Below are 25715 nucleotides of genomic sequence, written 5' to 3'. Positions count from 1 at the left end.
GGCTCGGCCATGCGCTGCGCGTCGCCCAGGCGCTGCAGGCGCAACGCGATAACCGTCGCGTATCAGGCTCGCCATCCCGCACCAATCGCGGCGCCGCGGTACGCAAACCGAAACCATTGCCTGGCGCGAGGAAGCAGCGCGAAGTGACACTCGAGGACTTGAATGCGGCGGTAATGGGGACCCACCGCAACCCGGGAGGCTCGGTGCTAAAAACCCCCTCCAGATAGATATAAAGGACTGCAAAACAACCGCAGAACCAACCTCAGCCCCGACATCTGTATTTAGCCGGGACCCCGACATCTGAAAATGGCTTTGACATATGTGTCACAGCTTTTTTGTAATGTCTGATTCGGGGGTGCGGCGGAATTCTTGGACTTCTTCATGTCGTCAGCCCCAAACCCCGAGCCCATTCACGAAGCAGCACTCATGCATTTCACGCAATAGTGCGATGAGAACAATGCAATAGACATCCAATTTCGGCGCCGCTCTAATTAGCACGCTCATTCTATTTTTGAGCGTCGTTCACATAACTAGAGGAGACATACATGCGCTTTCGCGTGCATGGAGTGTGCGGCATTGCACTGGCGCTTTCCGCCGGCGGCGCAGCGGCAGCCGATTCGAGCGTCACGTTGTACGGCGTCGCCGATACCTATCTGCAGTATCTCGGCAACGGCGGCACCCATACGTTCGCCATGAAGAGCGGCGGCTCCACCGGCTCGCTATTCGGCCTCAAGGGCGTAGAAGACCTTGGCGGCGGTCTGACGGCCCAGTTCACCGTCGAGTCAGGCTTCAACATCAACAACGGCGGCCTTTTCGCGGATACGAGCACATTGTTCTATCGTCAGTCGTGGGTAGGGCTCAAGGACGAGCGCTATGGCACGCTCACATTCGGGCGGCAGTATGACGCGAGCTTCCGCGTTGTTTACCCGACCGATCCGTTCAAGGTCGACGAGGCGCTCTCGCCGTTCGCCGCCTTCGTACTCACACCAGACCGCAACACGCTCTCCACGCAGTACGACAGCGGCCGCCTGAGCAACTCGATCCTCTATCAAACGCCCCGGCTTTACGGCGTGCAGGGCTATGCGATGTACGCCTTTGCCGCCACGGTCACGCAGCCCGTTCCGGCAACCACGGGCAACGCGCTGAATGTCGGACTCAACTACACCGGCGCAGGCCTTTACGCCGGATTGGCATACATGTACCAACATCCGGGTACGGAAACGATTGCGGCACTCCCCGGCCCGCTCGCGCTACTCGGCACGGAGCATTTCATTGCCGCACTTGCTTACCGTATCGGGCCCGTCAATCTTCAGGCGAACTACTCGTATCAGCGTGCGAACGATCCGGCGCCACACACGCTTGCCGCCGTGGTCGGCACGGCGCATTCGGTGAGCATCGCTGAAGTCGGCGCGACGATTCAGGCCACCTCCGTCGACGAAATCCAGCTCGCCGCGCTCTATCGAAACGTACGCGGCGCGCACGACAACACGCCGGGCTTCCAGATTGGCGCCGATCACTGGATCTCCAAGCGAACGAGCTTCTACGTGCGCGCGGGCTACTTCAAGAACAACGGCAGCGCGACCACGAGTTGGCCCGGCGTTAGCGTGACCGAACCGGGCGCCAAACAGTACATGGCCGCGCTCGGCATGACGCACCGCTTCTAGGTTGCAATGTGAGGACAGTTGTGCGACGCGGGAACCGCTGCCGTCAGGCACCGTTCCCACGCTTTTTCCCGTTTACTCTGCTCACCGCAGTCATATTCAGCCGCGCCCCCCAACCTGTACCTCACGACGGGCGAAGGAGACGTCGTCGCAACGCGCTAGAAGCGCTTCTGCAAGCCGAGGCGTAGTGCAATCTGCTTGTCCGCGGCCGAAGGGCTGAAGCGCGTATTGAATGGCCGCGCCCGCGATTTGCATGGTGCTCGCCGACACATAGCCGCATCGACCGGTTACGACTGCGGCGTGGTAGCCGAGCCGAACGATCCGAGGTTGTTGACCGTGGCGAGGCCCTTGTTCGGCGTGCTGCCGTAGAGCGAGACATTCGGATCGCGCGCGTTGATGTAGCCCGCCCATTGGCCCGTGGCCGTGAGTGGTTGCACGAAACCCGTATAGGTGTCGTACTGGCGACCGAAGGTGAGGCTGCCCGCGTTCGCACTCGTTAGGCCCACGAATGCCTGACGCCCGAACATCGCGCCACCCTGCCCCAGAATGCCGTTGTTGACCCGGAATCCGTTTTCCAGCACGGAGAGCGCCTTGAGGCCGTCGCCCAGATCTTCGCTCACACGCACGCCCCAGCGGCTGCCCGCCACGCCGTTCGCGCTGCCGTCGCTCATGGCACGCTTGCGTGCACCGCCGTTTGCGTGTTGCTCGCATAGGTGAGACCGACGTCGATCAGCCCGTACAGCGTGACGCTGCTTTGCGCCTGAGTCGCCGTCCAGTCCAGTGCGAGCGCGCTCAATGCGAGATGCCGGTTTTTCACTCGATGCGCCTCTATTTTATATCGTTATCCTGATTATTACTCGCGGAAATGAGCCGCCGGATCGGCACCAGCGGGCATCGTGAAATCGAATATCAATGCGGGTTGCGGCTTCCGGAGCGCATACTCCGGGCCCTTGCACTCAGGCGGCCTGGCGCGCGATCGGCGGATAGACGAAGGTGCGCGCGAGGTGGGTCTCGCGCGGCACATACAGTCGCAGCGCGAGATAGAAGCGGTCGTTCGGTGCTGGCAGCCAGTTGCGTCGCAGCGTCGGGTCTGATGGCATGTTCGCCGAAATGGCGATACGCAGACCGCCGTCGGCGTCGTACTCCAGGCCTCGCGTGCGGTCGCCGAGCGAGTAACGGCCGATGGCGTTTTCGGCCAGCATATACGTCGCCTTTTCGTAGGCGGTGAGTGACCAGAACGCGTCGACGGCCGGCAGGTTGCTCGGTGCGAAGTGCAGGACATAGGAGGCGTTGCCGTCGAGCGTAGCGCCATCTGCGTCGGTATCGGCGGTGATGTACATCGCTTCCTCGATACCGAGCGCGCCGATATAGCAGAGCGCAACCTGGGCACGCTCGCGGTAGTTTTCGCCGAAGGTTGCGCGCACATCGACTGGCAGCGCCCACCCTCCGCCCAGCGCGAGCGGCGGCTCGCCGGCAAGTTCGTGCGTAGCGTGAGCGAGCGCGCGTTCCAGCGCGTCGCGCTGCGCCGGGTCGAGCACGTTGTCCATGCATGGCGCGCCAATGCCGCATGCAGCAAAGCGCGCCACGACCGCTTGCGCCTCGCGCGGCGGCGGGTGGTCGGCCAGCAGCCGGTTGACGACTTGCGCGAAGCGCTCCGCGTTGCCGAGCATTTCGGTGGGCTGAACGCCGGCGTCGATCAGCTTGGGGATCTGTGCCGCGCTGCCCGGCGCGGGCTCGACCGTCAACTGGTCCTGCAGGTGTACGCCCGCTGCGAGATCGGCTTCCCCGTCCACGAGAATGCGGCCGATGAGCCATACCGTATCGGTCGGACAAGCCATTGCGCGCATGCCCGCGGGTACCTCGCCGTGCCACTCGGGCCCGTGCAGGAAGAATGCGCCGGCCTCGTTGCCAGTGGTGCGGGTGCCGATATAGCCGAACGGGTTCGTGTAGAGGTCGAGCAGGCCGAGCACGTAGTACCGCGTGTTCATGGCAGGCACCCGGATCACGAGCGGGCCGTCGCTCAGGTCGAACCATGCGCTCGAATAGAGCGTGTCGTTGTTGGGCGTGACCACGCGACGGTGTTGCGGGCCGAGCAGCACGCGCGTATGGAACCATTCGTTGGCCCAGCGCTTGAGCGTTTCGGGCGAATCACCCGCGTAGCGCCCAGCATGGTCGACTCGCGGACAGGTGGCCGAGCGCATGCGCGCCATTTCGTAGAGCGGCAACGCGAACTGCACGGCTTCGACGGCGAGGTCGTAGTCGGCGTTCTCGGTGCCGGTGGCCGAGTTGGCCGGCGTTTCAGGCGATTCGATGGAAGACGTCATGGGTTGTACGGTTGGATCGGGTTGAGGGTCGCGCTGCGTGACAAGTGGGGGCGCGGCGCGGTTCAGGCGGCGACGGCGCGCACCGGCGGAATCACATAGCGTCCTTCGAGGAACGACGCCTGCGGATGGTAGAAGCGCAGAATCAGATAGAAGCTGCCGGCTGGCGCAGGCAGCCAGTTCGTTTGCGAGGCCGGCGCCTCATGCTGGATCTCGATGCGCAGGCCCCCGTGCTCGTCGTATTGCAGGCCGTGCGTGCGGTCGCCAATGGCGTAGCGGCGGACGGGGTTGTCGGCGAAATAACGGTCCGCGCCATAGAGCGAGAGCGACCAGAGCGCATCCACCGGCGGCAACTGGCCAGGCGGGAAATAAAGCTCGTAGCGGCGGCCACCGTCGAGGTTCTCACCCGCTTCGTCGAAGTCGGCTGTGGCGTAGACAGCTTCGTCGGCCGCGAGCGCGCCCAGTCCCTTCATGGCGATGCATGCGCGCAGCAGATGCCGGTGGCCGTAGCGGCCAAGGCCGAGGCTGTAGGTCCAGCTACGCCGGGTGCGGCTTGCCGTGAAGGCGACAATGAGGCGCTGCGCGTCGGCGTAAGCCTCGCGCAGGCCCTGCTGCACGGAATCGGGCAGCGCAGCCATGCTGCGCTCGCCCGGCGCGCGAATGCCCACGCGTTCGAGCGCGCTCACGAGCGCGGCTTCGTCATTGCACGGCGGCAGGTCCGCGAATGACTGAAAGACGTTCTGGAAGAAGTCGAGCGCGGCGTCGCCGCTGTCGTGCCATTGCCCCACGCAAACCGGGCCCGCACCGCGCGTGCCGTCGAGACGGAAGGCGCTGGCGGCCTGCTGCGCCTGCGCGAGATCGTCGTCGCCTTTCACGAGCACTCGGCCAAGCATCCACACGAGCTTCGTGGGGCATGCCACGGGCTTACCGTCGCTCGTTGGATGTTGCTCCGGCGTGTGCAGTACGAAGCGGCCGCCACGCGTGCCGGCGTTGCGCGGGCTGAGGTTCACGAAGTTGTTCGTGAAGGCGTCGAGCAGTTCGACCACGTAGTAGCGGTCGTCGTCCACTGCGGGAATGTCGAGCACCACCGGCCCGCCGGAAAGGTCGATCCAGGCGTTCAGGTAGAGAAAGTCGTTGGCCGGCGTGACGATATCGCGGTCTTCGTGCGTCCAGCGGTGCGTGCTCGCATGAATCGTATTGAAGGGACGGCGCAGCGGGCTCGTGGAGTGCGGCAGCGTATGCAGCGCACAGGTGCGCACGACTTCCACGACAGGATAACGCGCAATGGCCAGCGGACCGGCGCACATGCGGACCAGGGTGACAACCGGGTCCTCACGCAGCTGGTTTGCCTCTGGTTCTACGACTGACATTGTTTGGTTGTACATAGTAATACTCACTGTAACGGATTGCGACAAGCTGAATGCGGAAGCGACGTTACTATGCGTCGCGTTCGAGCGTAATAACGGCGTCGGCGGCGATGAGCCCTTGCGGCGTCACGATGAACGGATTGATTTCGAGCGTTTCCAGCCGGTCGCCGATCGCCGCGCCCACGCGGGTCAGCGCCATCAGCGTGGCGGCGGCTTCGTCGAGCGAGAGGACCGGGTTGCCACGGTGTCCGCGAAAGAGCGCGGCCACGCCGCTCGCTTCGAGCATGGCGAGCGCCCGTTCGCGAGTGAGCGGCGCGAGGCCGAAGGCCACCTTGCGGCACAACTCGACGCCGGTGCCGCCAAGGCCCGTCATCGCGACAGGGCCGAACACCGGATCGCGCTTCACGCCCACGATCATCTCGCCCCACCCCTTTACCATCCGTGCGATCACCACGCCTTCGAATCCGCCCGGCAAGTCTGCCTGCGCGGCAGCGCTTGCGATGGCGTCGAAGCCCTGGCGCACGGCCGCTGCATCGCGCAGGTCGAGCCGCACGCCGCCAATATCGCTCTTGTGCAGCACGTGGCGCGAGCGCAGCTTGAGCGCGACCGGAAAGCCCACTTCCTGTGCCGCGTCGACAGCCTCGCTCGCGCAGCGCGCCACGCGATGCCGCGCGACAGGCACGCCAGCTCGGACAAGCAGTGCCATCGCTTCGGCTTCGTCGAGAGCGGCGGCATCGGGCGGCACGCTCGCGGGAAAGACCACGCGTGCGCTCTCGCCATCAATCGTTGTTGCATCGAGCGAGGCATTCGTCTCGCGCGCACGCAACAGCGCCGCCACCGATTCCATTGCGTGCACCGGCTCGCGGAAGACGAGCACGCCACGCGCTTCGAGCCAATGCCGCTTGACATCGTCGACGAGACCCGAGAGCACGAGTGGCACGTTTGCGCCGCTGGTTGCGACACGCTCGACGGCCTGCTCGATCGCGGCCCACGCGGCCGGCGCATTGCCGCCGCCGGCGACGAATGCCACCACGCTGCCATAGGCGCCGCAAGTGACGGCGTCGACGAGCGTGTCGGCCAGCACGTCGGCCTGCGAGACGATCTGGCCCGTCACGTCGACAGGGTTGGCCGTGGAGGCAAACGCAATGCGCTCGCGCAGGCGTGCGCTGCATGCTTCGGGCAGCGGCGGCAGTTCGAGTCCGAGCGCTTCGGCGCGGTCGGCCATCATGATGCCAACGCCGCCCGAAACGGTAACGATGGCCGTGGCGGCCGACTGCGGCCGGCGCCCTTTCGAAAGCGCATAGCCGAGGCGAAAGAAGCCGTCGAGCGTATCGGCGCGAAACACCCCGTATTCATCGAATACGGCCTGATACACGGCATCCTCGCCCGTGAGACTCGCTGTGTGCGACTGCGCGGCCCTTGCGCCTGTAGCCGTGGTGCCCACCTTGGTGATGACCACGGGCTTGCCGGCGGCGCGCGCGGCGGCAAGCGCCTGGCGCAGCCTGGGGCCGTCCGTGCAGCCCTCCAGATACGCGAGGATGACCGTCGTATCAGGATCGTTGGCGAGCCAGGCAATGGCGTCCGCGACCTGCACGCCGGCTTCGTTGCCGGTCGTGATCCAGTGGCTCAAGCCGAGCCCTGCTTCGCGGGCGAGCGCGAACGCATAAGCGCCGAACGCGCCGCTCTGGCTCACCAGCGCCACGTCGCCCACGGGCGGCGCACCGGCTAGTGCCACGGGCGAGAACGTCGCGTAGACGCGTTCGCGCAGGTTCATCAAGCCGAGGCACTTGGGGCCGAGCAGCGTGACACCGCCCTGCGCGGCCATGCGCGCGAGATTGCGCTGCACCGCGCGCCCGGCCTCGCCCATCTCCGCAAAGCCCGCCGTGAACAGCACGGCGGAGCGCGCCCGATTGCGCACGAGCTGCGCGATCACGTCGGGTGTGGCGTGCGCGGGCACGGCCACGATCGCGAGATCGACGGGCTCGGGCACAGCGTCGAGCGTGGCATGGGCAGTCATTCCCTGTACCTGGGCAGCCTTTCCGTTGATCGCATAGATGCGGCCCGCATAGCCATGTTCGCGCAGCAGTCGCAGCGGCATGCCGCCGACTTTGGCGGCATCGGCGGAAGCGCCGATTATGGCAATCGAGGCAGGACGCAGCAGTGGCGTGAGATCGATATTCCGCATGGACGTTAGCATTCCTTTTTATGCGATGATCGGGCAGCTCACTGCTCGCCCCGTGCGAGCGGAGGGACAAGACAAGCATCCTGCGCTACGAGCGCACGCGCCGCGAAGCGGCGGCGGTCGGAGGCCGGATCGATCAGGATGGCCGCGATAATGCCGGCCACAACCGAGAACACGCCGGCCAGCATCATGCCGGTGCGATACCCGTCGAGCTGGACTGCGGCATGGTCGATCACCTGGCCCATCACGGCGGGCGTGATGAGTCCGGCGAGCGTCGTGATGCAGATGTTGATGCCTAGCACTCCGCCGCGCTGCGCCGGCGGCACGATCTCGCCGGCGAGAGTCACGCCCGTTACGAACGTGAACGAAGCGAGCGAGAACGCGATCGTCACCGCGAACACGAGCAGTAGCCCGGCCGGGAGCAGCGGCATGAGGGCGAGCGCCACGCCAGATACCACCACGGCCGCCGCGCCCAGCGTGCCGCGCGCATGGCGGCTCGACACGCCGCGCGCCATCAGGCGCTGCGACCACCAGCTGAGCAGCGGCGAAGCCACCATCTGGCCGAATGCGGGCAGCACAACGATCCAGCCGACCTGCGTGAGCGAATAACCTGCCACGCGCACAAGATAGCTCGGCAGCCAGATCGTCGACATTGTGAGGATCACATAGGCGGCGAAGCCGCTGAGATCGCTGCCAATACAGGTTCGCGCGAGCAGCAACGCGGCGAGCGGAATGCGTTGCGGCAACTCAGGCACCGGTGAATGCACGCGCAGGGAATCGGCAGGGTTCGCGGGCCGCCCCCCCTGCGCGGCGTGTGAATCGAGTGCCCCCTCCTTGCCGATCCACAACCAGGCTATGCTCCAGACCACGCCAACCACGGCCAGCATGGCGAACGCAGCGTGCCAGCCGAAATGGACGATCACGGCAGTGATAACCGGCGCAATGAGGCCGGCGCCGAAGGATGCGCCGATCGTAAGTACTGCCGATGGAACCGTGCGCTCGTGGTCGGGAAACCACTTGTAGAGCGCATGCACGGCCACTGGATACGCGGGTCCCTCGCTCGCACCCAGAAGCACACGCGAGACAATCAGCGTAAGCGGCGTTGCGAATACGAGCAGCGGCACCTGCGAAAGCGACCACGTGAGCGCCATCGCCAGCAGCAGCCAGCGCGCCTTCACGCGGTTAGCGAGCAGACCGACGAGCAGCGCGGAAATCGAGAAGAACGTGAAGAAGCTCGCCGCGATGCGTCCGAACTGTGTGTGCGTGAGCCCGAGCTCGCGCATGATCGGTTCGGCGGCGAGACCGATCAGGGCCTTATCCGCAAAGTTGATGGCGAGGAAGAAAAACAGGCCGACGACGATTACCCATCGCTGACGCCTGTAACGTGTCTCTGATGTCATTGCGTCTCCATTTGCGGCTATTCCTTTGCGCGCCGGCGTGAAGCGGTCGCCCAAAATTGCCGTTTCGGGAGATTGAACGACGAAGAGACAAATAATACAACTGCATAATTTGCATTGTATCGATGCGATCAGTGCATTAATTGTCGTACGGGTAGTGCGCTGCCGCAACCTCCTGAACAACGCGAATGGCCTGTTCCGCTGCGGGCGAAAGCGTGCGTCCGGCCAGATGGATGATGCAGAACTGGAGCCAGAGCGGCTTGCGCGAGGGCAGCGAGAGCGGCACGAGGTCCGCCATGCGCGACGCATTCGGGAACGCATGCGTGGTGAGCAACAACAGTGCGTCGGTCTTGCGCGCGTACTCCTGCAGCACATTCACATCGTTGCAGACGAGATGGAAGTCCAGTTCGTTGCCAGGCGCATAGCGCAGCCATTTGCGCAGCCCATCGCGCATTGCGTCGGGCAGCGGCACGGAGATAACCGGAAATGCCTGCAGCTGGTGGGTCTCCACAGTGGCCAGGCGCGCGAGCGGGTGGCCTTCACGTACGTACCAGCCCGCGCGATGCCTGGGCAGCGGGATTACATTGACCTCGCTGACGGTCGGCGCGCCGCGAATATCCACGATCAGAAAATCGAGTTCCTCGCTGTAGAGCGATTCGAGCGAATTTTTCCAGTTGTCGATGCGCGCGTCGATACGCATCTGCGGATGCTGCTGCGCGAGGTTGTCGAGCACCGCGGGCAGCAGCATGGCCGCCGGATACGGGCCTGCCCCGAAGCTCACCGAGCCGATACTGTGGTCGCGCAGCAAGTCCACGTCGCGCACCAGACAGCGCGCCTCGAACAGCACTTTCTTCGCTCGGCGCACCACGGTTTCGCCCGCGGACGTGATCTGCACGTCCCGGGTGGTGCGGTCGAAGAGCGCCATGCCGAGCTCTTCCTCGATGGACTGGATGCTACGGCTGAGAGCGGGTTGGCTTAGGTGCACGCGCTGTGCGGCGCGGGCGAAACTGCCCTCTTCCGCGAGGGCGACCACATGTTCGAGTTGGCGTAGGTTCATGGCGGACGCGACAGGCTAATCGGTCGGCGCAGGCAAGCCCTGCGCCGCGAAACAGCATAGCCTGGACGGGCACCGCACGGCACGTGTCTTCTGTCGCGGCTCTCTACAGTGTGAAAATACCCACGATCGGCCGTTGCTCCTTCGAGAACGGACGGCGATTCGCGTCTACGCACCAGACCATTCGGCTGCACATCTGCACTCAAAACCGGACGGCATGTTACCTACGCCGCCACCGGCGGTCTCACTGAAAAGTCGCGTTGACAGTCAATTGGACAGCATTGCCCTTCGGGCGATTGCTCACGTTGAACTCGTTTACCCAACGCAGCGTCGCGGCAACCGGCGTCTTGTCGATCTTGCCAGTCCACGTCACCATCGGCCCGATGCCCACTGCGTGCCCCTGCGCGCCGCCAGTCAGTTGTGCGATTCCGCCCGTATCGTTGCCCACCTGCTGGATGTAACCGCCGATGATGCCGACACCCCAGCCGCCCGCAAAACGCTTGAGTGCCAGGACATCCAGCACGCTGACCGGTGCGTTGTGATATTGCGTGGCACCGTTCCGCGTATAGAACTCCAGTCCGTAGTTGAGCGAGAACTCGATGTTCGCCGCCGGGAAGAGGTGCGTGTATGCGATGGTCGGCGTGAACGTCCAGGTGTTCTGGCCGGCGTTGGCGAGGCGGTCAGGGCTGTAGGCACCCGTGGGCGCGTAGATTTGAACGCTCAGCGCAACGTGATCGAGTTTCGTCAGGTGGTAGCCGGCCACCACAGGCGAAAAGAACACGTCGGCAAACTGCTTACCGTGGTCGTTCGGCAAAAGACCATGGAACGAGGAAACGTCCGTATATTGCACGGGCACGCCGAACGACGTCGCGAAGTTCCAGCCGCCCGCGGTGATGCCCCATGTTTTCACCGCGTTGATCAGCGTGTATGAGATCGTGTAGTCGAGCCCCGCCGTCACCTTCCCCGCGATCGGCAGCGTTTTGCTCGCGCTCACTGAGCCCTCGTAGTAGATCGTGTTGAGCGAGACGATCCAGTCCGAGGTAGGCGGAACGATCCCGGCATAGGGTGCGATCTGCATGCCGGTGATCGGGCGGCCGATACCGCCTTCAGTCGCGCCGGCATGAAACGAAGCGCCCAGCGCGCCGAAGCACGTCAGTGCGGCCAGTAGGCTTGTCGATGTTCTACGCACTTTGATCGTTGTTGCCCTGTTCGAATCCAACGTGATCGTGTAATGGCTTCCCGCGGCTAGGTGTTTGCCTGCGCAATGTCGGGCAAGCGCCAGCTACGGTCGAACCACGGCTGCAGCGGCCCGTACAGGCGGAAGATCGTGAACCACGACTTGCCAGGAATCGTCTGCACCCAGTTCGATTCGTGGCCCACCGGCGCACTCGGACCAAAAAACAGATCGACGGAACCGTCGGCGTTCTTTTGCAGGCTCTGCTTTTCGCTCGACAGGCTGGGAAACCGCTGGTCGGTCTGCAGCATCGAGCGCGTCTGCGTGTCGTAGATCACCACCGACCAGAAGTCCTTCACGGGCACATTGGGCGGCACGCGCAGCACGTAGTGCTTCGCGCCGTCGAACGGCTTGCCGGCCGCGTCGACGTTCGCCGCCGCGTATTGCGAGCCGATGCCGGGCATGGCCACCGCCATCGCGGGGGTGTCGATGGTTGCGGCGTAGAAAAACATCGTGCGTGCGTCAAAATTGCGCGCGCCCTGGTTCAGCCATTCGTAACTGCCGCCGATGAACGGCGTTGTCCAGTGCCCGTCTGGATAAATCAGTGCGGCAGGATTGCGGTTCGCGAAGTCAATCGTGCGGGCGGTGGCATTGCCCACTGCAACGGCATCGGTCAGGATGGCCTTCGTGTGTGCGTCGGGCGCAAACGGCTTGCCCTTCACCATGCCGATCGAGGCAAACAGTCCCGTCATGTCGGGTCCATAGGCACCGGCCGGCTCTTCCTGAACGATCTGGTTGATCTCATCGTAGAACTCGATGTTGTTCGCATGGACCGTGTTCATGGTCTTGCCCGACAGGTCGATGAACCGCGTGGCGGGCGGATTCGCGGCCTGCGCGAGCGGATAAACACGCAACCCTGCCTTCAGGCTCGCCGCGCCTGGTTTCGGGTCGCCGTTCCTCATGAACGCGCGCCCGAACAGCAGGTTGCCGAAGGTCGGCGACTTCACGATGTAGTAGCCGCTCGACGGCAGCTTGCCCGTATAGTCCGGCGGCACGAACAGATACTTGCCGCCTTGCCCCTTGTCCGGGCCTGCGTTGCCCATGTCGGTGACGTAGCGGAACCAGAAATCATCGACCACGCCGAGGATGTTGGGCGGTGTTTCGACCACCATCGGGCCGTGTTTCAGGTCCATCCAGTTCCAGAAGTAGACAGTCTCCGAGTTCGGTGTCAGAAAGATCGATTTCGAATCCATCAACGACGCGAATACGCCGATAGTACTGCCGGTCGCGCCCGCGTCGCGCAACGCCTGGCGGATTGCCACCATCGACGCGCCTGGTATGCCGTTCAGGAACGCTTCGACGCCACGCATGAACACGAGGTTGTCGTACACCTTCTCGGCGGTTTTCGACGTGGGTACGCCGTCGAAGTACTCGAGCTTGCCGATACGCGTGTCGACCGTGGCTTGCGTGATGATCTGCTCAGGGATCGGAGTCGTCATCGTGTAGCTTGCCGGCGGTGCTGCGCTCGTGCATGCGGCAAGCGTGGCCGCGATGATGGACAGGGAAAACGAACGTGTCATTGCAGGAAGCATTGGATCTCCAGTTACGACAAACTACCTGGCGACGCGCTACGCGCTGCCACGAGAGATATCAGTCACGAAGGTAGAACCCCGTCGCCCGGCTTGTTCATTTCGCTGGCACGAAGTCGCCGGGCTTCCAGCTCTTCTCGAACGCGGCGGCCTCCGGACCATAGATCCGGATATAGGCGAACCAGCCTCTTCCTGGCACAGTCTTGATCCAGTGGTCCTCGTGCCCCTTCGGCGCGGCCGGGCCGAAGTACAGTGTCACTGGCTTGCTCTGATCCACGTCCTTCAGCTCGAGCAGCGAGCGCAACGCGGCATTGTCCTGGTCGGTCTGAACCTGCGAGCGCGTAGCGGCGTCGTAAGCGGTTACGGACCAGAAGAGCTTGTCCGGCACAGGCTGCGGAATTACCAGCGTGTAGTTCTTGCCACCATCGAGATACGCGCCTTGAGCGTCTCGAGCGCCAAGCCAGTAGAGCGAGCCCGCCCCAGGGTCGCGCCGGAACATGGCGGGCGAGGTAACAATGGCCTGGGCAAACCAACGATCGCGAGCGTCGAGGTCGATCCCGCCAGGCGTTTCGAACTGGGCACTGCCCGGCACGAGCCCCACCCACTCCCACTGCCGGTCGGGCCAGGCTTTCCGGTCAGGGCGGTCGCTGTCGAATGCGGATACCAGCATCTGGCTGCGTCCCTTGCCCGCGGCATTTACAAGCACGGCCTTCAGCTTGTCGTCGGGATTGAATGGCTTACCCTTCTCGATGCCGAGTTGGGCGAGCAGTCCATACATGGGCAGTAAGGCAGGATTCTGCGGCTCTTCCTGAATGATCTTGTCGAGGACTTCCCAAAACTGAATATTGTCTTCCCAGCGAAGCGACGAACTGTCCATCGCGCGTTTCGTGGTGTCCACGGCCTCGAGCGCCGGGCTGCTGGCGCCGCCTTCGGACCAGCGCCGGATCTTGACGGCGCGCAGCGCATCCATTGCCTTCGGAATATCTCCGCCGACCGGCAATGCGCGAACAGCAAGTAGATTCTTCAGCGTCGGAGAACGGGCAACGTAGTAACCGTCGGGTACCGTGCCCTTCCATCCCGGCGGCAGGATCAGGTGCTTGCCGCCTTTGCCCGCGTCAGGACCAGGAAGGCCGAGGTCCTTGACCCAGCCCTGGTTGTGGTCGTTGACAAGACCAATGTACGGCCCAGGCGGCAAGTCGATCTCGATCGGCCCCTGTGACAAGTCCAGCACCGCTGAGCCGTACGGGGTATCCGAGTTCAGTGTGAAGCCCACTTGCCTTGGGCCCGCGGCCGCGATCCCCCACTCCTTGCCATCCTGAATGCCAGCCGTACGAGTGCCGTTAAATATGCCTTCCACCGATACCGTTGGATACCAGAAGCGATAGGTGACGACGGCCGTTTGCAGCACTTCGTCGGCACGCGTGCGCTCCGACGTTTGCGGCGTGGGATAGCCACGGTCGAAGTCGTATCCCATGTTGTCTTTCGCGTGGGCCGCCGTGCCGGCACAGGCGAGAAGCAGTGCAGCAATCAAGCGTCGATGCATAAAGGCTCCTGTAGGAAGGAAAAGCAATTACGCTGCGGTGCGCTGCAGATCATGCGGTTTTCAGCGTAGGCATTTCTTTATTCTTTGTTCCAGGCGGTTCTTCATGTCACAGGAAAACCCAGACTGCAAGATATGGAGGACGCGGACGGCCGTATTCGGTGCGACCGGATTCGTAGACATGCATCACGCACGTCGCTCGCGCTTTCGCTCGTAAGCCACTGCCGGGTAGCTTTTCAGGCCAATAGAAACTCGGTGGCAATTGTTTGCCCTCTCGGCTTCGTCCACCGATGATTTCCCCCTTTTCTAATAGCCCATTTTCGATGCTTTACTACTTTTAGGTTGCCGACCATGCGGAATTTAGCTTTGACGCATCAAAAGAATATCAAGCATCTATAATTTTTGCATCAGTCATTGACTCGATAGTTGTCCCTGAACAATTCGTTTCTCGTGCCGTCGGCGTCACGCGGGGAAGTCGGCGGCAATGAAACAGTTGAACAAGGCAGCGAGAATTAAGGCACAAAGAAGCCGCAGGTTCCTGATCATGCGCAGGTTGTGACCTGCGCCGCACAGCACGGCGTGCATCGCATCGCCGAGCGCCCCCTTTAGCCGGTTCCGGTCGAGCTTCCCATCGGTCTTCATGTGGCCGATAGCTGGCTCGATCGCGCTGCGCCGTCTGATCATTGCGCGTAGTCCGCGTGTGATACCCGGTGGTAGATCTTCACGCCGTCGATGGCGACAACCTTGTAGCCGCGGTCGACGAAGGCGACTTCTGGCGTGGCGTCGCACAGGATTGCCGCCTTCTCCAGTGCTTCAGCCAGCATGTACCAATCGTACGGATTGCCAGGCATCGAACGCACGCCAACGAACTAGCTATCGTAGAACTGTCGGTGGGATCGGGCTGGCCATTTCATTATGTCCGCTCTTGTTGAAGAACGAATGGAAGCGCTGGTACGTCGCCAACCTTTGATGGTCCGCGGCGTTTCACTGAAGACTCGCGACTTGCTGAACGATCTCCATCCGCATAGCTTCTTGGCAATCTATCTGGATCTGTCGCAATAAGGAGATCTGCTATGCCGACGGGCCCTGAATGCGTGGCGTGATCGATGAACCGGGAGCTGAGTCCCGCGGTAGCAAAAGTTCTCAAACAGTTGCATTATCCGCTGGACGTGACGTTACTCTGCGTTCGGTGGTACGTGGCATATCCGCTGAGCCTGCGTCATCTCGAACAGATGATGGCCGAGCGCGGGATTGTGATCGATCACTCGACGATTCATCGTTGGGCGCTCAAACTCTTGCCGGTCCTGGAGAAGGCGTTTCGACGGTGCAAACGGGCGGTCGGCAAGAGCTGGAGGATGGACGAGACCTACATTCGAATCAGGGGTGAGTGGCAGTATCTTTACCGGGCTGTCGATAAGGCAGGCAACACCGTCGATTTTCTGCTGCGAGCCCGACGGGGTCAGATGAACGACGGCCGTAAGGCACTCACTCCCGCGCAGCAATTCTATTCTCTCTCTGCATAAGCAATCCTCTGTATTTCAGCACACTCGCCGGCCATCTTCCTTATTGCGACAGAACCCGATCAGCTTCTGCTGCCGTGGACTGGTCGGCCCATCAGCAAGCTGGCCTGGCTGAGGCAATCACCGGGGGAGCCGCGCGCAAAGGCCGTTCTGGCCCATATCGATCGTTTGCAGGCGATCCGCGCACTCGACTTGCCGCCGGACATCGGCCGCAACGTCCATCAGACCGGCTACTGCGTCTGGCGCGTGAAGGCGGACAGACCGCCGTCTATCAGATTGAGGAATATGAAACCGACCGGCGTCACGCCACCTTGATTGCGATCCTGCTCGACACGACCGCGACACTGACGGATGAAATTCTGAATCTCCACGATCGACTGATCGGCTCGTTCTTCACCAAAGCCAAGCACAAGTACGAGAAGCGTTTGGCGGCCGAGGGCAAAGCGGTCAATGACAAGGTGCGTCTCTACGCGAAGGTCGGCGCAGCATTGATCGCAGCGAAAGACGCGGGCGACGATCCGTTCCTGGCCCAGCCCTACGGCAGCAGCGCGAAATCGACGAAAGCCTGATCTCGCACGTCGCCCCGCTCGGCTGGAAGCACATCGACCCGACCGGCGACTATGTATGGCATGCCAATAAGCGCGTCGCCAAGGGGCGATTCCGAACGCTGCGCGTCAGGAAATCGACCGGGGCGTCTTAACGTACGAAAAAGTACGTTTCTTGAGGGCACCCCGAATCGCGGCATCGAGGTGCGCCGGGCCGAACGCGTGCCGGGAACGAAGAAGCCACGCGAGTTCACGCAGGGGACATGGAAGCGGTGATCGTGAAGCTGGTGCAGCCCTCAAAACCAGAGTCAAAACCTGGCCGGCGGCCGGCCAGGGCCCGCTGAATGGACGTAAGCGCCCTGCTGCTTCAGACGCTATCCTTCAACACTAAGTGGAGATCGAACCCGGGAAAGACAGAAGAAAATCTCTCTAAAACCGGACATTTCTTATATGGTCGCCTCCCATTTGCAAGGTGATTGTGCGTGGCGAGGAGGGTGGTTGCGGACTTATATCCGGACTCGATCGCGGGCATGCCCGCCGGCCCCGATGGATTTCGCCGCAAAGGTCCTAATCTAATTAGCGGACTCGAGGTCCGAGAAATGTCTCAGGCTTGCCTTTGCGCGGTCCAACCTGTCTTGCCATCACTCAGTACACCTGTGCAACCGTGAATGGGGTTACTGCCTTTGAAGCGTGGTCACTGCGCTTGAGCTGCTTCATACGTTCGGCCGTACGCGAGGAGCGCCCAGATTGTTCGCGCCATCTTGTTGGCGAGTGCAACAGCTACGACGTTCGTTGGACGACGGGACAGCATCTGGCGCAAGCGCTCCGGCAAGTGCCTTGCGCTTACGATGACCGATCGCGCACCGTGGATCAGCAGCGTTCGCAGATACACGTCGCCACGCTTGCTGATGCTGCCGAGCTTCACCTTGCCGCCGGAGCTGTTCTGTCGCGGTACGAGCCCCAGATAGGCGGCAAATTCCCGTCCGGAGCGAAACGTCTGTGCCTGTCCGATGACCGATACCGCAGCGGTTGCCGTGAGCACGCCCACGCCAGGAATCTCCGAGATGCGTTTGCATGCATCATCATTGCGGCGCCAATCGAGAATGCGCTGCTCGATCCGTGCGATCTGATCGTCGAGTGCGCGAAGCCGCGAGAACTGGTCCTGCAGGCTGTCTGCGAGCATGGCTGGCAGCTGCTCGGCCAGTGACGCCAGCGCGACTTTGGCGGCCTCGATCGATGCCCGGCGACCTTGCGGCAGCACGATACCGAATTCGTAGAGCAGCCCTCGAAGCTGGTTGACCTGCATGACGCGGATCCGGACCAGTTGCTGGCGTATCCGGTGCATCGCCAGCATGGCCTGCTGGTCTTCGGTCTTGACGGCCACGAACCGCATGCCGGGACGCTGGGCAGCTTCCCAGATCGCCGCAGCGTCGGCCGCGTCGTTCTTGTTTGACTTCACGAATGGCCGTACGAACTGGGCTGCGATGAGCCGGACGTCGTGCCCAAGCCGCGCGAGCACCCGTGCCCAGTGATGGGCGCTGCCGCAGGCCTCCATGACGACACGGCTCGCAGGCCGGTTGGCGAAGAACGGCACGAGCTGGGCGCGTTTGAGTACCTTGCTGCGGATTGCGCCGGTCTCGGTCTCGACGTAATGAATCTGGAAAACGCGCTTGGCCAGGTCGATGGCAATGGTCGTGGGTTCCATCTGGTTCTCCTTGGCGGCTGGACTGCCGAACCAGCAATGTCGCATGTTCAGGACGCGAGACTGCGGCGCTGGACGGCCCATTAAGGCGGGAGGCGACCATTCCATCTATTGAGCCGGAGATCGGATATCTGTATCTGGCCGGGACATTATAATGTTCGCAAACGACAAAACTCGTTGCATCCCATCCCATCTCACCGATCACCTTCAACGACCGCGGGCTTACCGCCCGCGGACCTCCGCCCAATCTTTCTAGCCGTAACGATAGACCCCGCGCCCAGTCTTCCGACCCAGACGTCCTGCGGCCACCAGTTCACGAAGCAGCGGGCACGCGCGGTACTTCGAATCGCCGAAGTCATGGTAAAAAACGTCCATGACCGAAAGCACCACATCGAGTCCAACGAGATCGGCGAGCGCCAGCGGCCCGATCGGCTGATTCGCTCCGAGACGCATGCCGGTATCGATATCCTCGGCTGGCGCGACGCCTTCGGCGAGCAGGAAGAAAGCCTCGTTGATCATCGGCACGAGAATGCGGTTGACCACGAAGCCCGGCGAATTGCGCACGCTGATCGGCGACTTGCCGAGCCGCACCGTCAACTCGTGGACCGCCTCCGCTGCGGCGCTACCGGTTTCGAGGCCCCGGATGATCTCGACGAGCGGCATCAACGGCACCGGATTGAAGAAGTGCATGCCGACGAGGCGCGACGGGTCGGCAAGCGCGGCGCCAAGCGTGGTGATCGAGATTGAAGACGTATTGGAAGCCAGAATGGCGTCGGGGCGCGCGACTGCTTCAATCTGCTTCAAAATGCGCAGCTTCAGTTCGAGGTTTTCGGTGGCGGCTTCGATAATCAGCCCCGCAGCACCGAGGCGCTGATAATCGGTGCACGTCTCGATGCGGGCAAGCGCGGCCTCGCTCGCCGCCGCGTCCAGCTTGTCTTTCGCGATGAGCCGATCGAGGCTTCCCTTCAGCGCGGTAAGACCTTTGTCGAGCGCGGCTTCGCTGACGTCGACCACAATCACGCGCACGCCAGCGAGCGCGGCGACCTGCGCGATGCCGGAACCCATCGTCCCGGCGCCCACGATTCCCAATGTTTCGATTTGCATGGCTTTATTTGGCGCGCCCGAAGGCGCACTCAACTCACTGGACGTTTTCGAAAATGGCGGCGATCCCCTGCCCGCCGCCAATGCACATCGTGACGAGCGCGTAGCGGCCACCAATGCGCTTGAGTTCGTGCAGCGCCTTCACGGCGATCAGTGCGCCGGTCGCGCCAATGGGATGGCCGAGCGAAATACCCGAGCCATTGGGGTTCACCTTTTCCGGGTCCAGACCCAGCTCCTGCGTGACCGCGCATGCCTGGGCGGCAAAGGCCTCGTTCGATTCGATCACATCGAGGTCCGCGACGGACAGCCCCGCGCGCTGCAACGCAAGACGCGTAGCCGGCACCGGCCCGATGCCCATGTAAAGCGGATCGACGCCCGCATGTGCATATGCCACGAGTTTTGCCATCGGCGCGAGGCCGCGCGCCTCGGCCGCTTCGCGCGACATCAGCAGCATGGCTGCGCCTGCGTCGTTGATGCCGGAGGCGTTGCCCGCCGTGACCGTACCGTTCTCCTTCGCGAATACGGGCTTGAGCTTCGCGAAGTCGTCGATCGTGGCGTCGTGGCGCAAATGTTCGTCGGTGTCGAAGACGGTCTCGCGCCCTTTCACCGTGCGCTTGACCGGCACGATCTGGCTGGCGAAGCGGCCCTCGGCGATCGCTCGCGCTGCGCGGCGATGCGACTCGAGCGCAAGATTGTCCTGTTGCTCGCGCGTGATGCCGTAACGGCCAGCGACATTCTCGGCGGTCACGCCCATCGGCACGGTGTGAAAAGGATCATTGAGCGCGCCCAGCATCATGTCGATGAGGCGTGCGTCGCCCATACGTGCGCCGAAGCGCGCCTCGGTCGTGATGTACGGCGCGCGGCTCATGTTCTCGGCGCCAGCGCCGATCGCCACGTCAGCATCGCCGAGCAGAATGGTCTGCGCGGCGGAAACGATCGCCTGCAGGCCGGAACCACACAGCCGGTTGACGTTGAACGCAGGCGTCGATTCGGGAATGCCGGCATTGATCGCGGCGACGCGAGACAGGTAGAAGTCCCGCGGCTCGGTGGCGATCACGTTGCCGAACACCACATGCCCCACGTCCTTTGCCTCGACGCGGCTTCGTGCGAGCAGTTCGCGCACGACGATTGAACCGAGTTCGGTTGGCGGCACGTCTTTCAGGCTGCCGCCGAATTTGCCGATCGCGGTCCGCACACCGCCCACCACCACGACTTCCCTATTCATATGGATTCCTCAGTTATCTGTCTGTCGCCTGTGAAGCGCCGACGCAGCCTGTATCTACCTCTGGTCCCGACCTGTTCAGGAAGTACCCAAGGCACGCCGTGGCAATCCTAGCGCCAACCGGCGCCTGACAGACTGATCAAACCGGCCGACATACTGACAAAACTGGCCATGTCATGCCGTCCACGGCGGCCGGACCGTGGAACGCGGTCACCCCTGTTAAGGTTTTGTTAAGGGGCCGATGCGTAGAATCGCCTTTGACAACCGGAACCCCCTTCAAGTGTTAACGCAAGAACGGGGGTGAAAACAGAGGGCCCCCATGGACGCAGTCGAAACACTGAACCGAACGTTTTTTATCGCACTCAATGCCACACCCGCGACGCCGCATTGGCTCATTACCGCGGGCACGCTGATCGCGGACTATGCGATCCTGCTGGTCCCGGCCATGCTGGTGGCGCTATGGCTGACAGGCTCGGACGAACGCCGCGCGTTGGCGGTGCGCGCCTGCTTTGCCGGCTTGCTGGCTCTCGGCATCAACCAGTTGATCGGTCTGGCGTGGTATCACCCCCGTCCTTTCGTCAGCGCAACGGGCTATACGTTTCTCGCCCATGCGCCCGATTCTTCGTTTCCTAGCGATCATGTGACGCTGCTTTGCGCAGTCTCGTTCACCTTCCTGTACGGCGGGAAGCGGGGAATCGGCTTGCTTGCCTTGTTCGTCGATATCGCTGTTGCCTGGGCTCGCATCTTCGTCGGCGTGCACTGGCCATTCGACATGATCGGCGCGGCGATCGTCGCGTGGCTGGCCTGCATGATCGGCAGCCCGTTCTGGCGCCTCGCGGGCGTGGCGGCGACCGGCGCGTTGATCGCGCTTTACAGGAAGGTTCTCGCTGTACCGATTGGCTTGCGATGGTTACGGCCGTAGTGAGCCCACCATCTTCGCGTTTCCTTTGTTTTCCAGATCGGAGAGGATCGGACTCCCGCGGCGGATAGCGGCTATCGCACCTTGAATATTCGATCGCGCGACAGCAATTCCCATATCCAGAATGATCTCGGCCGGCGCGCGCGAGTCGATACAACTGAGGACGATTGCTGCAGGATACTGGCCGCTGGCGCTCGCCCTCTTCTGCGCGAGGCAGTCCTGCTTTTTCATTTTGCCGGTACGAAACCGCTCGTTGCCGGCTTTCATCATTTCGATGATCTGATCGGGAGTCAGCGCATTGCGCTGCGATTCGGACAATGCCGCCGCCTGGATATCGCCCGCCGTGAACGGCGTGCCGGCAACGAGCGTCGCCACACTTATGCCGGCCTGGCCAGCGTGAAAGAAACATGAAGATGGTCAGACAGAGTATATGCAACTAGAAAGATAATCCTTCTTATCACTAGAGGCTTATTTCTACGCTAAACTTCGTCAGATGAAAACGCGTCACACACCCCTTGCCGCACCCGCTTCCACCGAGCCGCCCGGATTCCCCGACGCCGACGAACTCGCCGTGCTGCGCGCGTGGTATGCAGGCCTCGCCGTGCGGCCCGCCGTCGAGCGTTATCTCCCCTCGGCGCTCGGCGACGGGAAATCGGCGCGTGGCGTGCTCGGACGCATCCGGCGCAGGCTCGTCGCCCTCGCGCGCGAGGCGCATCGCGACGATCTGGTGGCGCTGTTCGAACATCCCGTGGAGGAACGCGAGCGGCACGCCAAGGCTGTCGCGCAGGCAATCGACAGCCTGCGCAACGCCCGCCCGCCCGAACCCCAGATTGCTGACGACATCGCGCAGTGGTTCACGCCGCGCGCCGTGCGGGTGCTGTACGCGCACGGCATCACCACGCTCGCCGACCTCACCGTGCGTATCCCGCGCCGCCGCCAGTGGTGGAAAGCCGTGCCGGGACTCGGTGTGGCGAGCGCCCGCGCGATCGAGGCGTTCTTTGCGGCCTGGCCAGCACTCACGGAAAAGGCGCGCGCGCTCATCGTGGCGAGCCAGCGCGGCGACATCGCACCGTGGGAGTCTCTTAAACTGCCGCACGAAGTCGACGGCTCCGAAGGCACCTTCCGTGCCCCCCGCGCGACCTGCACGCTGGACGCGTCGAACGACTATGAAGCGATCCAGACCTGGCTCGCGCTGCACGAGTCGCCCGCCACGCAGCGTACCTACCGGAAGGAAGCCGAACGGCTGATCCTCTGGGCGATCGTCGAGCGGGGCCGCGCGCTCTCGTCGCTCTCGACCGAAGACGCCATCGCCTACCGCGCGTTCCTGCGCCATCCCTCTCCACGCGGACGCTGGGTCGGCCCCGTGCGGGCACGCACGTCGCCGGACTGGCGGCCGTTCAACGGCAGCCTCTCGGCGCGCTCGGTCGCGCATGCGCTATCGATCCTCGGCGCGCTGTTCCGCTGGCTCATCGAGCAGCGCTACGTGCTCGCCAATCCGTTTTCCGGCGTGAAAGTGCGCGGCGCGAGCGGCGCGCAAGCACTCGATACATCGCACGCATTCAGCGAAGGGGAATGGGCGCTCGTGCGCACGATCGCAGACGGCCTCGAGTGGTCGTACGGCTGGTCAGCGCCGGCGGCTCAGCGGCTGCGCTTCCTGCTCGATTTCGGCTACGCGACCGGCCTGCGCGCGAGCGAACTGGTTGGAGCCACGCTCGGCCACGTCGAAACAGATGCACGCGGCGATCACTGGCTGCGCGTGACGGGCAAGGGAAACAAGCTTGCGCGCGTCGCCTTGCCGCCGCTCGCGTGGGAGGCGCTCGCGCACTATCTGGCCGAACGTGACCTGCCGGTCGTGTCCGTGCGCTGGAATCCGGCGACGCCGGTCATCGGCAGTCTCGAGGCCGACAGCGACGCCGCGATCAGCAGCGTGCGTTTGTGGGGGGTGCTGCGGCGCTTCTTCCTGCTGGCCGCCAAAGCCATCGAGGCCGATCATGCGCCGCTCGCGGAAAAGCTGCGCCGCGCGAGTCCGCACTGGATGCGCCACACGCACGCCACCCACGCGCTCGGGCGCGGCGCCGAACTCACCACGGTGCGCGACAACCTGCGGCATGCTTCCGTTTCGACGACCTCGATCTATCTGCACAGCGACGAGGTCAAGCGCGCGCGGCAAATCGCGGACGCATTTGGCAAAGCGAAATGAATCCACGTTCAGCCGAAGTAAGCGACCTGACAGCCGCTTATTGGGCCGGCTTAGTCGGGTCTTCCTGCGCGAGCCGGGTCAAGACGTCGGCGAGTGCGCGAATCCTGGCCTGAGCGGCGCGTTGCGAGGGATAGACGAGGAAATAGCCCAGTCCATTTTGCACAACCTCGCTGAACGGCATAACGAGTGCCCCCGCCTCAAGGCGCTCCTTCGCCATGGCCGCGCGATGCAATAGTTGGATGATGCGCCGATGGCCGACTCGTTGTTGTTCGCCCAGTTGAAGTTGTTCAGGAACAGGCCCCCGCTTCCGAATAGTACCGGTTCGGCGCGGGAAAGACCCCTGTCATGACTTCAATCAGGAACGGGCCGTCATATCGACTTGCTTCACCAAGAACATCGTCCAGCTCGTCGATTCCGCTAACCACGCGTGCCGCCACACCAAACGACGATGCAAACGCGGTCCAGCTATGACGGGGCAGTCTGGTGAACTGCTCGGAAATCAGACCGCCCCTCATCGCATCGATGTGAATTGCACCGTGCGCAGAGTTGTTCAGGACGACGTAGATCACTTTGACGCCGTAGCGAGCTGCCGTCTGAATCTCCGTTCCGTGCATCATCATGCATCCGTCGCCTGTGACTACGACGCAAGGGCGTTCGGGGGACGCAAGCTTGACGCCAATTCCGGCTGCAATAGCCCAGCCCATCGGCGCGAGAGCGTTGGACGAAAAGTAGTTGCCCATACCCGACGACAGCCAGTAGTGGGCCATGAATATACGATGGGCACCGGAGTCCACCACGACGTTGCTGTTGCTGGGCAACAGTTTGCACAGGCGCTTGATGACGGCGCCAGGATAAAGCGATTCATTACCGCTGGAGGTCTGCTGCGCGGAAAAATCCTCGAATTGGCCGTCGTACAGGGGAGTCTGGCTGACCCCGGCGATCCATGCCCTCCTTCTTTCGAGCACTTTCTGGAAATCGTCGCTGGCGCCCGTGTTGATCCGGGCAAGCAACCGGAAGCTAGCCCCGATTCCCGAGAAAATGCTGCGCTGGGCAATGTGCCCCATCGGCGGCTGATCAAAGCCATCATCGAAGACAAGCAGATCCTTCCCCTCGGTCAGCTTCCTGCTCCAGTTCATGCTGTCGCGCTGGTTCAGATCGCTGCCAAATACAACGAGCGCGTCAAGCTCGTCCGAATTGATCACACGTGCGGCGCGCGAATGGCTTGAGAACCCGTAGATGCCCAGCGCGAGTTCGTGTCCCTCGGGAAAGGCACCCTTGCCTGCCAGCGTCGTCGCGACCGGAACGTGAAATTTCTCGGCAACCTCAAGAAGCGCCCTTGCAGTTTCCGCGTCATTCCCGCGACTACCAATCAGAAACGCGACTTTCTTCGACTGGAGCAGATAGAGGCGGCACAGGGCATCCAGCGCGGTACGGTCAGGGGGCGCTTCACCCAGATTGAACTCGTGCTGGGCGTAGGGTCGCCGTCCTACCTGCGGACCGGGAGGGACGTCCTGCTTTTGAACGTCAACAGGGATACTGATGAATGACCGCGCCCGACGCATCCAGTTCAGCCCGTCCGTCGCACGACGTAGCTCCGCCTGAACATTATCCTTGTTCTTCAGTTCGACCACGTCCGTCATCAGACCTCTGACCACGCCACTTTCATAGATGCCACCTGATGTCGCATCCTGGAACGCCCCTTTACCCTCCGCTGTCGACGAAATCGCTCCCGCAATATAGAGCATCGGAATCCGGTCTGCCTGCGCGGCTGCCATGCCTGGCACGAAGTTCATGGTACCGGGACCGGAAATTCCTGCGCAAACGCCGAATTTGCGGCTAGCGCGCGCATAGCCATCGGCCATGAAAGCGCTGCCCGTCTCATGAGCGCCAACGATGCCGCGAATGGATGGTGAATCATCAATCGCAGCCAGAAGCGGGTAAATCAGCTTTCCGGGGACCAGAAACACGTGGTCTATTCCCGCGGACTCGAGCGACTTCACAACTACCTTCGATACGTTGGGGGAAGCGGAAGATCTCATGGTCTTTGATTGCGATCCGGACAGAAATCAACATTCGGATCCTGCCGCTCTCCATCCCGGGGTAATGCACGGCCTTGCGGATTTGAAATGCACCGAAGCCGGCGACAACCGATGCCTGGAGACAGCAAGATGGCCTTTGACACACTGCACATGGCGCTGCAGTCGTGTCTCGCGCTACTTCA

Annotated in this window: 18 protein-coding genes and 4 pseudogenes; 6 read left to right on the top strand and 16 right to left on the bottom strand. The window is 62.8% G+C overall.

The genetic code is table 11. From position 1 onward, the window contains the following. Positions 1 to 227, top strand: a pseudogene (locus AB4Y36_RS23575) (ISNCY family transposase); the annotation flags it as partial. A 318-nt stretch (positions 228 to 545) separates the two neighbouring features. Further along, entirely contained in the window at positions 546 to 1664 is a 1119-nt protein-coding gene (locus AB4Y36_RS23570) for a porin (protein ID WP_368617982.1), read from the top strand. 392 nt (positions 1665 to 2056) lie between these two features. On the opposite strand, the pseudogene AB4Y36_RS23565 reads toward AB4Y36_RS23570, so the two are convergent. The 10 genes and pseudogenes from AB4Y36_RS23565 to AB4Y36_RS23520 all read right to left on the bottom strand — a co-directional run. Continuing rightward, a pseudogene (locus AB4Y36_RS23565) lies at positions 2057 to 2457 on the bottom strand (porin); the annotation flags it as partial. Between the two features lie 160 nt (positions 2458 to 2617). Continuing rightward, the gene (locus AB4Y36_RS23560) at positions 2618 to 3985 is read right to left on the bottom strand and encodes a DUF1254 domain-containing protein (RefSeq protein WP_368684242.1); all 1368 of its coding nucleotides are present in this window, start codon (positions 3983 to 3985) and stop codon (positions 2618 to 2620) included. A 62-nt stretch (positions 3986 to 4047) separates the two neighbouring features. Continuing rightward, positions 4048 to 5352: a DUF1254 domain-containing protein gene (locus tag AB4Y36_RS23555; protein WP_368684241.1), complete on the bottom strand. Its 1305-nt coding sequence runs from the start codon at positions 5350 to 5352 to the stop codon at positions 4048 to 4050. Positions 5353 to 5419: 67 nt separating this feature from the next. Continuing rightward, positions 5420 to 7534, bottom strand: a complete 2115-nt coding sequence (locus AB4Y36_RS23550; protein WP_368684240.1) for an acetate--CoA ligase family protein — start codon at positions 7532 to 7534, stop codon at positions 5420 to 5422. A 38-nt stretch (positions 7535 to 7572) separates the two neighbouring features. Further along, positions 7573 to 8931 (bottom strand): MFS transporter, encoded by a 1359-nt coding sequence (locus AB4Y36_RS23545; RefSeq protein ID WP_342946139.1) that lies wholly within the window; start codon positions 8929 to 8931, stop codon positions 7573 to 7575. 136 nt (positions 8932 to 9067) lie between these two features. Then, a complete protein-coding gene (locus AB4Y36_RS23540) occupies positions 9068 to 9985 on the bottom strand; it encodes a LysR family transcriptional regulator (RefSeq protein WP_368684239.1) in 918 nt (305 codons plus the stop codon). Between the two features lie 241 nt (positions 9986 to 10226). Further along, a complete protein-coding gene (locus AB4Y36_RS23535) occupies positions 10227 to 11171 on the bottom strand; it encodes a transporter (protein WP_368684238.1) in 945 nt (314 codons plus the stop codon). A gap of 56 nt (positions 11172 to 11227) precedes the next feature. Beyond that, positions 11228 to 12655 (bottom strand): DUF1254 domain-containing protein, encoded by a 1428-nt coding sequence (locus AB4Y36_RS23530; RefSeq protein WP_368610383.1) that lies wholly within the window; start codon positions 12653 to 12655, stop codon positions 11228 to 11230. Between the two features lie 187 nt (positions 12656 to 12842). Next, on the bottom strand, positions 12843 to 14288 hold the full coding sequence (locus AB4Y36_RS23525) for a DUF1254 domain-containing protein (RefSeq protein WP_368684237.1): 1446 nt from the start codon (positions 14286 to 14288) through the stop codon (positions 12843 to 12845). A gap of 459 nt (positions 14289 to 14747) precedes the next feature. Further along, on the bottom strand, positions 14748 to 15074 hold the full coding sequence (locus tag AB4Y36_RS23520; RefSeq protein ID WP_342946134.1) for a transposase: 327 nt from the start codon (positions 15072 to 15074) through the stop codon (positions 14748 to 14750). Positions 15075 to 15391: 317 nt separating this feature from the next. On the opposite strand from AB4Y36_RS23520, the pseudogene AB4Y36_RS23515 reads away from it, so the two are divergent. After that, positions 15392 to 15742: pseudogene (locus AB4Y36_RS23515) on the top strand (IS6 family transposase); the annotation flags it as partial. 140 nt (positions 15743 to 15882) lie between these two features. Continuing rightward, on the top strand, positions 15883 to 16374 hold the full coding sequence (locus AB4Y36_RS23510; protein ID WP_368684236.1) for a hypothetical protein: 492 nt from the start codon (positions 15883 to 15885) through the stop codon (positions 16372 to 16374). Between the two features lie 670 nt (positions 16375 to 17044). Here the strand turns inward: AB4Y36_RS23510 and AB4Y36_RS23505 are convergent. From AB4Y36_RS23505 to bktB, 3 genes are all read right to left on the bottom strand, one after another. Continuing rightward, complete coding sequence (locus tag AB4Y36_RS23505; RefSeq protein WP_069261896.1) at positions 17045 to 18055, bottom strand: IS110 family transposase; 1011 nt, start codon at positions 18053 to 18055, stop codon at positions 17045 to 17047. Between the two features lie 249 nt (positions 18056 to 18304). Next, the gene (locus tag AB4Y36_RS23500) at positions 18305 to 19156 is read right to left on the bottom strand and encodes a 3-hydroxybutyryl-CoA dehydrogenase (protein ID WP_368684235.1); all 852 of its coding nucleotides are present in this window, start codon (positions 19154 to 19156) and stop codon (positions 18305 to 18307) included. 34 nt (positions 19157 to 19190) lie between these two features. Beyond that, on the bottom strand, positions 19191 to 20378 hold the full coding sequence (bktB, locus tag AB4Y36_RS23495; protein ID WP_368684234.1) for a beta-ketothiolase BktB: 1188 nt from the start codon (positions 20376 to 20378) through the stop codon (positions 19191 to 19193). Between the two features lie 316 nt (positions 20379 to 20694). Here bktB and AB4Y36_RS23490 point away from each other — a divergent pair, with 316 nt between their 5' ends. Then, positions 20695 to 21297 carry a phosphatase PAP2 family protein gene (locus AB4Y36_RS23490; RefSeq protein ID WP_069261899.1) on the top strand — a complete coding sequence of 201 codons (603 nt, stop codon included), beginning with the start codon at positions 20695 to 20697 and terminating at the stop codon, positions 21295 to 21297. On the opposite strand, the gene AB4Y36_RS23485 is transcribed toward AB4Y36_RS23490, so the two are convergent. After that, a complete protein-coding gene (locus tag AB4Y36_RS23485) occupies positions 21286 to 21669 on the bottom strand; it encodes a hypothetical protein (RefSeq protein WP_368684233.1) in 384 nt (127 codons plus the stop codon). The genes AB4Y36_RS23490 and AB4Y36_RS23485 overlap by 12 nt on opposite strands. 118 nt (positions 21670 to 21787) lie before the next feature. On the opposite strand from AB4Y36_RS23485, the gene AB4Y36_RS23480 reads away from it, so the two are divergent. Continuing rightward, entirely contained in the window at positions 21788 to 23494 is a 1707-nt protein-coding gene (locus AB4Y36_RS23480; protein ID WP_368684232.1) for a phage integrase family protein, read from the top strand. 37 nt (positions 23495 to 23531) lie between these two features. Here AB4Y36_RS23480 and AB4Y36_RS23475 read toward each other — a convergent pair. Both AB4Y36_RS23475 and AB4Y36_RS23470 read right to left on the bottom strand, forming a co-directional pair. Then, a pseudogene (locus tag AB4Y36_RS23475) lies at positions 23532 to 23711 on the bottom strand (LysR family transcriptional regulator); the annotation flags it as partial. Positions 23712 to 23781: 70 nt separating this feature from the next. Then, positions 23782 to 25533, bottom strand: coding sequence for a thiamine pyrophosphate-binding protein (locus tag AB4Y36_RS23470; protein ID WP_368684231.1), 1752 nt, complete (start codon positions 25531 to 25533; stop codon positions 23782 to 23784). Between the last annotated feature and the right edge of the window lie 182 nt (positions 25534 to 25715).

The organism is Paraburkholderia sp. BR10936, from assembly GCF_040965735.1.
GTDB classification, from domain to species: Bacteria; Pseudomonadota; Gammaproteobacteria; order Burkholderiales; family Burkholderiaceae; genus Paraburkholderia; species Paraburkholderia nodosa_A.
This window is presented reverse-complemented; position numbering and strand designations above follow the sequence as displayed.